We start from the raw sequence: 11,230 nt of genomic DNA on the forward strand, positions 1-11,230 counted from the left end.
CTACAAGGCAAAGCTGCCGGCTAGAGTCGACAGAATCAGGTTCCATCCATCAACAAGGACAAACAGCATTAGTTTGAATGGTAGAGAAACGATCATAGGCGAAAGCATCATCATACCCATTGCCATCAAAACCGACGCAACCACCAAGTCGATAATCAAAAACGGTAAGAAGAGCATAAAGCCAATCTGGAAAGCGGTTTTCAATTCAGACGTGATAAATGCTGGGATCAATACCGCCATTGAAACATCTTCCGGTGCTGTTGCATCCGAGCCAGAAATATTAACAAAGGTTTCCAGATCTTTGACTCGCGTTTGCTTGAGCATAAAGTCTTTCATCGGCACCTGAGCAACATCAAAGGCTTGGCGCGCCGTAATTTGTTCGTTGATGTAAGGCTGAATCGCCTTGTCATTAATTTCGTTCAACACTGGCGACATGATGAAGAAGGTCAGGAAAATCGCGATGCCTATGATGACCTGATTGGATGGCGTTTGTTGCAGACCCATCGCCTGACGAAGAATCGACATCACCACGACAATACGCGTAAAAGACGTCATCAAAATAACCATGGCGGGCAAGAAACCCAACATGGTCATTAACGCTAGAATCTGTAAGTTAACCGAATAGTCTTCACTGCCATCTGGGTTAGTGGTCATAGTGAACGCAGGAATGCCTCCCCCACCACCAGTAAAGCTGCCAGTAGAAATAGTTCGTGCCGCGCCCTGCTCTTTTTCCATGGCAGACACGGTGACCGATTGCGATGGAGCAGCATTGTCAGGAATAGGCGTTGCAATGCTTTCCTCAGCAAATGAAATTACCGAAAAAAAGCTCAGGCATAGGGTCAGTATCAGTGAAGCGAATCGACTAGTGTTTATCATTCTTTTTCAATAGCTGAGTCAATTGAGTGGCAAAAGGACTGCCCGCCAATGCAGATTTGTTCAGCTCCTCCTGAGTCAAAGGGGTATCCAATTTGGAAATCAGTTGTATCGACTGTGCGGTCACTCCAACTAAAAACTGCTCTTCACCTGCCTGCACAATCATGATTCGTTCACGGGTGCCGACTGGAATCTGGCGCACGATATTCAGCCCACTTTGGTTAATCATCGCTGGCACACGCATGCGTTTCAGCAACCAAGCCAAAAAGAGAATGAACGCCACAACGAACAAGAGCGACCCAAACGTGGTCGCCCAATCTAACTGATTACTTGTCGCAGTTTCAGCCCAAACAGCAGGAGAGAGAAGTGTCAGGATACACAGTAACGCTCCTTTTAACTGTCGTCTCATAACCTACCTTAGCTTCTTAATTCGCTCAGTCTGGCTTATTACGTCAGTCAGACGGATACCAAACTTGTCGTTGACCACAACCACTTCACCGTGTGCAATCAAGGTACCGTTAACCAAAACGTCCAATGACTCGCCAGCCAAGCGCTCCAGTTCTACAACTGAACCCTGGTTGAGTTGCAATAAGTTGCGGATACTAATTTGTGAACGGCCGACTTCCATAGAAATCGTTACCGGAATGTCCAGAATTGTATCGAGTTTACGGCGTTCGTCTTCTGAAATAGGTGACCCGGTGTCTTGCAACTCATCAAGTTGAGCGGCCATAACCTCATCTACATCTACCTCTGGCGCATCAGGGTCTTCGCCTAATGCCGCAGCCCATTCGTCCGCCAGTTTTTGATCGTCGCTCGGTTCCATACCTGTTACCTATTTACTTTTGTATTAATCTTCAATTTCACCGTCATCTTCTTCTAATTCAGAAATGACGTCTTTACCCAGGAAGGCGATATCGGTTTTCACCACATCCGGGCGCTTGATTTTCTCAGACACCTGAACCGCAAGTTGCTCACCAGAACGTCCCATCTTCACACGGAAAGTAGGCAGCTCTTCAACAAACATAGTAGCGTTTTCAGGCATAGTGATTGGGATAATGTCGCCCGGTTGAAGCTCCATTAAGTCTCTCAGTGAGATGTCTTGCTCCAGCAAGTTAACTCGGAAGTTAACCGGAACATCCATAATTTCTTCGCGAAGCGCTGTACTCCAACGAACGTCCGTTTCCATTTTATCTGACTGGACACCCGCATCCAGAAGCTCACGAATAGGTTCAACCATGGAGTAAGGCATCACCACGTGGAAGTCACCACCACCACCATCGACTTCGATATGGAAAGAGCTGACAACAATCACTTCCGTCGGGCTAACAATGTTCGCCATGCTTGGGTTCACTTCAGAATCGAGGTATTCAAACTCGACCCCCATCACTGGCGACCATGCCTCTTTGTAGTCTTCAAAAACGATTTTAAGCAGCAGTTGAACAATTCGACGCTCGGTAGGCGTAAACTCTCGACCTTCGATACGCGCATGGAAACGACCATCACCACCGAAAAAGTTTTCCACCAAGATAAACACCAAACGTGCTTCCATGGTGATCAGTGCTGTACCTTTCAGTGGTCTAAAGCGCACCATGTTCAAACTGGTGGGTACGTACAAAGTATTTTGGTATTCACCAAATTTCATCATTTGTACGCCATTTATCGACACTTCAGCGGTTTTTCGCAGCATATTGAACAAACTGATACGCATGTGACGCGCAAAACGCTCATTGATCAACTCCAGTGTCGGCATTCGACCACGAACAATGCGGTCTTGAGAGGAGAAGTCAAAGTCTACCGCACTCGCATCCGTCGCGGCACCACTACTTTCTTCTTCTACCTCATCAACATCGTCGACACCATGGAGTAGCGCATCAATCTCGTCTTGGCTTAATAGATCGGTCACTCTTCACCTACTGTATTACAAAGTCGGTAAACAACACGCGCTCAATCACGGGTTGCCCTACCGCACGAGTCAGACTCGCTTTAATATCTTCTGTCGCTTTATCACGAAGCTCAACACGGCCATTAACACTGCGAAGTTGATCAACCGTCGCTGATGCGAATGTGCCAAGTAGCGAGCTTTCAATTAGTGGAGAGTGATAACGTGCAAGGTTTTCATTGTCAGTACCACGCACCATTAACTGCACTTTTATCTGAACTAAACGATCTTTTTTGTCGCCAGTCACATTGAACAAAAACGGCTGTGCTATATTGACGTAAGAAACGGGGTCAGTAGAGACAACCACCTCTTGTTGAGCAGCTTCTTCCATCTGTTCTGGTTCGCTTGATCCCATCAGGAAAAACGCAGCACCACCGCCACCGACTAACAAAACGACAACAGCGATGATGATAATTAACAGCTTGCTTTTACCTTTGGGTGCTTCTGCTTCTAATTCTTCGTCTGCCATATCTGATCTTTCTCTATTTTTCTTACTTTTCTACAGTTTAAGCGTAATAACTAATTCCATCACGCTTTGTTGCGACATTCAAATCAAGATTGACGTCTGGTTCAAGGTTTTCTTCTCCTAAGAAGGCTTGATTGCCGTCACCTTGACCAGTTCCCTGACCATTTCCAGCCGCATAGCGGTTTTGTTGCTGACCAGAAGATTGCTGTTGCACTGAAGAGTCCCCCAGTTGGACCCCTTGCTGAGCTAACATTTCTCTCAAGCGCGGCATAGATTGTTCGATGACATCTCTCGCTTGCTGGTTAGCGACTGTAAAGTGCACGGTAGCCCCATCTCCAGTCATATTCATACGGATTTGTAGACGCCCTAGCTCTGGGGGGTCAAGGCGAATATCGATATTTTTCAAGTTTTTCGACATCATCATTTGCACACGTTCAGCAACTTGCTCACCTGCAATCTCGCGATTCAATTGCATTGGTGCTTGCGCGGCTGCTTGTTCGGCACGTAACTGGTTCTGTACCGTCAAACCTTGTTGTCCTGCTGCTTGAGAAAGCTGTTGTGCAAATCCCGCTTCATGACCCTGCCCCTGCTTGCCTTCCGCTGCTGCTAATTTGCCCAAAGTTCCCGCCGCTTTTGCCCCCATTACCGCTTTTAGCATCGCTTGCTCACTCACAGCTGGATTAGCGAGCGCTTGTTGAAGCTGACTTGCCGCTAATTCGTTAGGTAATGGCATAGCCGAGGCCTGCTGAGTCACTTGAAGATTGTTTTGAGCGGCACTCATCGTTGTAGCTGAAGAGCTGTGCAATGCCTGCTGTACAGACTGAGCTAAATGGGCTTGTTGTGCTTTAGGTTTGGCATCCGACTGAATTTGTAATTCCTCTGCCCCTGTTTCTGTGGAAGAAACAGCCCATGGAATGGCCGCCGCTCCAGCGACAGCTCCTGCTGCGACGGTAGGCTCAACAACACTGTCTGAAGTCGCATCACTAGCTGCTTGCAGAACTTGAGTTGCTTTAGCTTGAACCGGTTTTTCGGCAGTCGCTTTCAAGGGTTGAGCCACCTCTGCCCCTTTTGTCGCGGCTAATTGTGCTTGAGCTTCAGCTTTCGCGGCTTCCACGACTTGCTCAATTTCTTTGTCGGTTAAGCCTTGAGCTTTAAGCTCTTGTTTTAGATGCTCAATCTCAGGGCTGGTCATCTCCGTTTTACTATCGGCTAATTGGGTAAGGCCAGCAGCAGCCCCCACACCACCTACAACAGCGACATGCTCTGGTTGAATTTTACTTGCTGCTGATGCCAACTCTGGTTCTTGACCGCCATCTTGCTCAATGAATCGCTTGGCGTTTTCAGGAATGACGACAGCTTCTTCACCCACTTGCTGCTTTAGCGATACAGACTCAGAGGCTAGCTTGTTTTGTTCAAGAGGTATAGCGCCGTCTTTAATGGTGTTAGACTTCAGATTGGTTTCGGCCTCAACATCGGATTTAGCCGCACTCTTTAGCGCTTGCTCACCAATTTTCTCTACCTTAAGCGGATTAGCCGATTTTTCACCCTCAGCCACTAATTGAGATTTCTGTGGCAAGTCGTTGCCGTCTTTAGGTTGCAGGGCTTTATTAGCTTCATTCAATCGCCCGAGCAATTCTTCATTTTCTGAGATTATCTTCTCTGCGTCTCCATCAGCCTTAACAGAGACCTTACCTTCTGCCGAAGATTCAAGGTCAGTCGCTGCACTTTGCTTTTGCTTGCTATCATCAGATTTTAATAGCTCATCAGCCACAGCACCGTCTGTATCTACTGCTACTACTTTTCCAGAATCAGCGCCTTCACCATCATCAATACTGATTTCTTCGTCACCACTAACTTCTTGTTCTAGAAGTGCTTTAGTGCTTTCTTCGCCATCACTCGCTTGCTCAGCTTTTGCAGAGTCTGACTCTGACACTTTTTTCTCGCCAGAGTCTCCCTTGATTAAAGCCGCCAGTTTGGAAAAAAAGCCTTCGGACTGCTGTGTTTCGTCTCCTGCTTCAACTGATGGAGAAGCGGAGCTCGATGTTTTAGGCGTATCGGAAACCGGAGTTAGATTCACATTCATAAATAGATCACTCACGCATAATTGAGAGAACAGTCACGGCCAATCATTCGAATAGCAAGTAGCGGCAACACGTTATTTAACGGGAAATTTTGCAAGAAGTGCGCCAATCAGAAAGGAGAAGAGGGTATTAACGTGATATTAGTTCGAAGTACGGCGAGAATATTGAAGGGTAGAGAACTCATCCATCTGTTTTTGCTCACGAATATTCTGTAAGCGTTCTTTTTCCGTCTGCTTTTTCTCAATCAGCCATTCGTAAGAGCGACGTTGTTTGCGACATTCCAGCCAATTTTGCTCACAGCTTTCTACTTGAGATTTGAAATGCTCTTCTGCCTGTTTCTGCTTAGACAGAGTTTCATCTAATGTCGTGAGGAAGCGGTTAAGATGAGAATATTGGCTGGCTGTAAGCCCTTGCTTACCTCGTTCAACCAGTTGATTACAGTAATCCAAACGATAGTTTTCTATCTGCTCTAGTTGCTGATAATAACCATCTAATTCAACTCGCGCTTGATTGAGTGCAAGTACCGCTTGGTTCTCTCGCTCCTGAGCCTGACTTAATAGAAAATCCAGCGCATTATCCATAAGTTACGAATCTCCCTGAAGAAGATTACGCAGCATGTTGACACACATGTCGTATGGAACCGTTTCTTTCATAGCCTGCTGTAAGTAACCATCCAGTCGAGGCTTTAAAGTAAACGCACTGTCGATTGCCGGGTCAGATCCCGGTTTATAAGCGCCAATTGATACCAAATCCTGATTTTTACGACAAACAGACAGCACCTGACGTACCGCTTTGGACATCAATATCTGCTCTTCAGAGGTAATCTGTGGCATGACACGACTGACCGACTTCTCAACATCAATGGCAGGATAATGGCCTGCATCAGCCATTTCACGCGATAGCACAATATGACCGTCCAGAATTGCTCGCGATGCATCTGCAATTGGGTCTTGAAGATCATCCCCTTCCGTCAACACGGTAAAGAATGCCGTGATAGAACCCTGCTCCTGACCGCCATTCCCCGCTCGCTCTACCAAGGCTGGTAGTTTCGCAAATACCGAAGGTGGATAACCTTTAGTTGCAGGCGGCTCGCCTACAGATAGAGCAATTTCACGCTGAGCCTGCGCAAATCGAGTCAGAGAGTCCATCAGCAGCAGTACATCTAACCCTTGGTCACGAAAATACTCCGCAATCGTCAGTGCAGTCTGACAGCCTTTGAGGCGCATCAGTGGTGAAGAGTCAGCAGGCGCTGCCACAACAACTGATCGTTGACGCCCATCCACTCCAAGGATTTCTTCAATGAACTCTTTTACTTCACGTCCACGCTCACCAATTAGGCCTACAACCACCACTTGAGCGGTCGTTCCTCGAGTCATCATACCTAACGTGACCGACTTACCCACACCTGAGCCAGCAAACAGACCAATACGCTGACCTTTACCAACCGTCAAAAGTCCGTTGATGGCTTTGATACCAACATCGAGAGGCTCGGAAATAGGTTTACGCGCAAGAGGGTTAATAGGATCGGCGTTGAAGGCTGCTCGCTTCTCAGTATACAAAGGGCCAAGACCGTCTAACGGATTACCAACACCATCAATAACGCGACCAAGTAGCTCCATGCCTACAGGCAAACCGGCTTCACTCGTCAAAGGCGTAACTTTAGCGCCAGGTAAAACACCCGTGATTTGCTCACTGGGCATCAAGTAGAGGTTATCACCAGAAAAACCAACCACCTCTGCTTCCATCTCACCATGCATGGTTTCAACTTTGCAGAGACTGCCGATAGGAGCGCGGCATCCGGTGGCTTCAAGAGTTAACCCAACAACTCTAACCAACTTCCCTGAAGCAACAGGGCGACAAGTTAACCCTTGAGTTTGGTACTGAGATAGGCGTTCAGCCAGTGCTAACATTACTCACCACCTTGGTGGCGATTTACCCCACAAAAGCTTTGCAACACATTACGTACTCTGTCTTCAAGGCGATAGTTAACACTCGATTCACCCGCTTCGATCTGCACATCTCCGCGATTCAGTGCAGGCTCTGACATCAGAGTCCAGTTACGAAATTCCAATTCCTCTTCGCCATAAGCAGTGCGAATGATTTCAACATCTTCTGGATGAAGTTTGAGCGTAATGGAATGGCCTGATACTGGCAGAGATTCAACGGATTGTTTGATGGTATCCAAAACAACCTGAGGGTTGGTCTGAACTTCAACATGGACGACTTCTTTAACCAAAGTCAGCACCATATCGACTAGTTGCTTTTCAACCTGAGCGTTCATCAACTCAAGAGGTTGGGCAAACTGATTCGCCAGTCCAACAAATGTCTGGACTTGCTGCTGAATAAATTCTTGCCCTGCTTCGATGCCTTCTGCTTTACCTGCTTCCAGCCCTTCTTGATGACCTTCTTGTTGGCCTTGCTCTTTGCCTTTATCGTAACCTTGTTTAAAACCAGCTTCTTGACCTTGATGCAGACCATCCTGATAAGCCTGCTGCTTGATGAGCTCGATTTCTTCTTCAGTCAGTTCTTTGGGGGCTTCTTCTTCAGGCTCAGACAAGGTCGGCATCCAGCCTGGGTCGTAATTCATCGCCGTTTCTTTTGCGTGCTTGTGAGTGTCAGACGTATAGTCCGGCATCCCCCAACGCTCAGGCTTCTGAATTTGTTCATCATTATCTAAGCGCAAAAAACCACGCTTTCTTTCCCCAGACATAGAAACCTTAACCCTTTACTTTACAAGAATTCGTCGGCACCGCCGCCCAGCATAATCTCACCAGAATCAGCCATACGACGAGCCACTGCCAATACTTCTTTCTGTGCGGCTTCAACATCCGACACTTTGATTGGCGGCATTGCTTCAAGATCATCACGCATCATCTCAGCGGCACGCTTAGACATGTTCTTGAAGATCTTCTCACGGAGAGCATCGTCGGCACCTTTAAGTGCACGCTGCAATGCATCCTGTGGGACATCACGCAGCAACTTCTGAATACCTTGGTCGTCGACTTCGATAAGGTTTTCGAAGACAAACATAAGATCCTGAATCTGCGTTGCCATGTCTTCGTCCTGATCGCGAATCTGCTCCATCAGGATACCTTCGACATTGTTGTCCATGTAGTTCATGATTTCTGCTGCTGCCTTCAGGCCGCCAATTTTGGCTGCTTGCGCACCTGCTTGTCCTGCGAACTGTTTCTCCATGATTTCATTCAACTCAGCCAGTGCCGATGGTTGTACTTCTTCTAAGTTCGCAATTCGCATCATCAAATCGAGACGGTCACGTTCGGCAAACTGAGATAAGATTTCTGCAGATTGATCCGGTTCGAGGTAGGACAAAACAATGGTTTGAATCTGAGGGTGCTCGTTGATAATAATGCTGGCAACCTGACGAGGGTCCATCCACTTGAGTGAATCGAGACCTTTCGAACCAGTACCCAGCAAAATTTGATCAACAAGGTTGTTAGCTTTATCTTCACCAAGGGCCGCAACCAGTGCGTTACGCATAAAGTCTTCACTGCCCATACCGATATTAGTGTATTTCTGAATGTCTTCCAGAAAAGCACGGTGTACTGCACCGACTTTTTCCTGGCTTAGGTCAGCAGCACGTGCCATAGCACTACCAACGCGTTGTACTTGTTTCGGCTCTAAGTGACGAATGATTCCCGCAGCGTCTTCTTCATTCAGACTGAGTAGAAGGATCGCCGCGCGTTCTTCGCCCGGTATCGTTTCGATATCCACGGTGTTCTCGACAACTTCACCACCGCCTTCTCCCTGAGGTACGACTTCGTTAGGCATCTTCCATCCAGTTCTTCACTACTTGTGCCGCTAGCTCAGGTTCGTTAGCAACAAGCGCTCGAACTGCTTTCAGCACATCTTCATCCTTATGGAGGTTAGGCAAGTCAATGCTTGAGCCAAACTCAAACAGCTCACCGCCATCCATATCTCCACCAATCAGGCTAGTTTCACCATCAGCACCAATTGGCAACCCATCTGGTCCGTATAGTTGATCATCATCGTCATCCGAAGCTGGGTTGAGCAGTTTCTTCATCGCTGGGCGAACCAGAACCAATACGACAACGATAATAACCAATGCACTTGCAAACCAACGAACCCAGTCGTTGAAATTCGGATGCTCCCAAATCGGCACATCAGTAAGCACTTCAACTTCTGGCTCAGCAAACTGCATACTCAGTACATTCAATAAATCACCGCGGCTTTCACTGAAACCAACGGCACCAATCAATACCTGACGGATCGACTGCAACTCTGCATCCGACAGTGGTTGATAAGTCGTTTCACCAGTATCCGGATTGACCGACGCACGATTCTTGATCGCGACCGCCACCGTTTGGCGGTTGACTATTCCGGACTGGCGACGTTCATGACTGATGGTGGTATCCAGTTCGAAGTTACGCGTCGCTTCTTTATGCACTGAACCCTGCCCCATCAAAGAACCATCTTTCATCTGTGCCACATCCTGAGGGATAGAAGCGTCAGCAGGAGGCTGGTTACTCAACGCACCAGGTACACCAGCAACGACATTACCATTATTATAGTCTTCCAAAGTGTATTCACTTCGTGTCGATGGGGTATTAGGGTCAAAACTTTTACGGGTTTGCTCTATCGCGCTGAAATCGAGTTGAATATCAACCTGAGCGGTATAATTACCAAAGCCAAGAATAGGGATGAGTACTGAGTCAATTTTGTCTCGCAGCGCTTGTTCCTGCTTACGCTCTAACTCATGCTCTTTACGACGCGCGGCTGACGCTGCGTCTTGCGAGCCAGAACTAAGTAGTCGACCGTGTTGGTCTGTCACAGTAATTCGGGTCGGTTTCATCCCCGGCACAGCACTGGCAACCATGTCAACGACAGAGTCAACTTCTTCTTGCTTAAGTGACGTACCGGTACGGAGAGTAAGGAAAACAGAAGCAGACGCTTCTTGATTATGACGGACAAAGACACTTTGCTTCGGTAATGCGAGCAGCACGCGAGCTTTGCGCACTTGTTTCATCTCTTCGATAGCTTTGGCCAACTGGCGCTCACGGCTCAGTTTGAGGCGCTCTTGCTCTAAACGCTGAGATACTCCAAAACCCATATCTTGCATTAAGATTTCATCACCGGCTTGTCTTTCATTGTTTAAGCCAGCACGAACCATATTCAGTTTGAGCGAGTTGTAGTCACTGGCGGGTACAGAAATGGTGTTACCATCCAGTTTATATTCGACTTTTTCTTGATCGAGATAATCTAAGACAGGAATAAGCTCTTCGGTGTCATAGGCCCCGAGAGGTCGCATTTCAGGTTCACGTACCCAGAAGAACAACATCACAATCAGTGCGACACAAATCGAAATGGAGAGAACGAGGACGACCTGACGTAGGAGATCTAAATCACCGACTGCCATGTCAAATTTGGACGTGCTTTGTTCATCCAAGTCCGGATTTTGAACATCAGTATCCATATCTGATGTTGCTACCATTGCGGTGTCAGGACCACCATCCGAAACCGCAAGATCCGTTGATTGATTTTGTTCTGCCACAGACTGTACCTATCACTTAAACTGGCATGTTCATCAATTCTTTGTACGCTTCGACGAGCTTATTACGTACTTGAATCGTTGCCTCAAATGCAACACTCGATTTGTTTCGGGCAATCATGACATCAGACAACGACACATTTTCATCACCACGATCAAATCGCATTTGCAAGTTACTAGAGGTTTTTGACAGCCCATTAACGTTGTTGATGGCATTGTTGAGCAAATCGCCAAAATCAGCACCGACTGTATGACCAGTCGCGGCAGGTTTTGTGTTCGTTGCTTCGAACATCATTGCTTGCATTTCGCCTTGAAAACCATCAATTTTCATTGAATACCTCGGA

At 47.3% G+C, this 11,230-nt stretch carries 12 protein-coding genes; all 12 read right to left on the reverse strand.

Annotated elements, in window-relative coordinates:
* The 12 genes from fliP to fliE all read right to left on the reverse strand — a co-directional run bounded on the left by fliP (position 1) and on the right by fliE (position 11,217).
* Entirely contained in the window at positions 1–876 is an 876-nt protein-coding gene (fliP, locus tag QMA41_RS06115) for a flagellar type III secretion system pore protein FliP (protein WP_021457334.1), read from the reverse strand.
* Complete coding sequence (gene fliO / locus QMA41_RS06120; RefSeq protein ID WP_281629115.1) at positions 863–1,282, reverse strand: flagellar biosynthetic protein FliO; 420 nt, start codon at positions 1,280–1,282, stop codon at positions 863–865. Before fliO ends, fliP begins: the two co-directional genes overlap by 14 nt.
* 3 nt (positions 1,283–1,285) lie before the next feature.
* Positions 1,286–1,696, reverse strand: a complete 411-nt coding sequence (gene fliN, locus QMA41_RS06125) for a flagellar motor switch protein FliN (RefSeq protein WP_006959499.1) — start codon at positions 1,694–1,696, stop codon at positions 1,286–1,288.
* A 24-nt stretch (positions 1,697–1,720) separates the two neighbouring features.
* The gene (gene fliM / locus QMA41_RS06130) at positions 1,721–2,776 is read right to left on the reverse strand and encodes a flagellar motor switch protein FliM (protein ID WP_095664698.1); all 1,056 of its coding nucleotides are present in this window, start codon (positions 2,774–2,776) and stop codon (positions 1,721–1,723) included.
* A 7-nt stretch (positions 2,777–2,783) separates the two neighbouring features.
* Positions 2,784–3,281, reverse strand: a complete 498-nt coding sequence (fliL, locus tag QMA41_RS06135) for a flagellar basal body-associated protein FliL (protein WP_095664697.1) — start codon at positions 3,279–3,281, stop codon at positions 2,784–2,786.
* 37 nt (positions 3,282–3,318) lie between these two features.
* Positions 3,319–5,361 (reverse strand): flagellar hook-length control protein FliK, encoded by a 2,043-nt coding sequence (locus tag QMA41_RS06140; protein ID WP_281629116.1) that lies wholly within the window; start codon positions 5,359–5,361, stop codon positions 3,319–3,321.
* Between the two features lie 138 nt (positions 5,362–5,499).
* Positions 5,500–5,940 (reverse strand): flagellar export protein FliJ, encoded by a 441-nt coding sequence (gene fliJ / locus QMA41_RS06145; protein ID WP_038161149.1) that lies wholly within the window; start codon positions 5,938–5,940, stop codon positions 5,500–5,502.
* A 3-nt stretch (positions 5,941–5,943) separates the two neighbouring features.
* Positions 5,944–7,269, reverse strand: coding sequence for a flagellar protein export ATPase FliI (gene fliI / locus QMA41_RS06150; protein ID WP_006959509.1), 1,326 nt, complete (start codon positions 7,267–7,269; stop codon positions 5,944–5,946).
* The gene (gene fliH / locus QMA41_RS06155; protein WP_281629117.1) at positions 7,269–8,069 is read right to left on the reverse strand and encodes a flagellar assembly protein FliH; all 801 of its coding nucleotides are present in this window, start codon (positions 8,067–8,069) and stop codon (positions 7,269–7,271) included. Before fliH ends, fliI begins: the two co-directional genes overlap by 1 nt.
* A gap of 20 nt (positions 8,070–8,089) precedes the next feature.
* Positions 8,090–9,148, reverse strand: coding sequence for a flagellar motor switch protein FliG (fliG, locus tag QMA41_RS06160; protein ID WP_006959513.1), 1,059 nt, complete (start codon positions 9,146–9,148; stop codon positions 8,090–8,092).
* On the reverse strand, positions 9,141–10,889 hold the full coding sequence (fliF, locus tag QMA41_RS06165; protein ID WP_006959515.1) for a flagellar basal-body MS-ring/collar protein FliF: 1,749 nt from the start codon (positions 10,887–10,889) through the stop codon (positions 9,141–9,143). The genes fliG and fliF overlap by 8 nt, the downstream gene beginning before the upstream one ends.
* 16 nt (positions 10,890–10,905) lie before the next feature.
* Positions 10,906–11,217 (reverse strand): flagellar hook-basal body complex protein FliE, encoded by a 312-nt coding sequence (gene fliE / locus QMA41_RS06170; RefSeq protein WP_006959517.1) that lies wholly within the window; start codon positions 11,215–11,217, stop codon positions 10,906–10,908.
* Positions 11,218–11,230: the final 13 nt, after the last annotated feature.

It is taken from the genome of Vibrio sp. St2, assembly GCF_947311885.1.
Lineage (GTDB): Bacteria > Pseudomonadota > Gammaproteobacteria > Enterobacterales > Vibrionaceae > Vibrio > Vibrio coralliilyticus.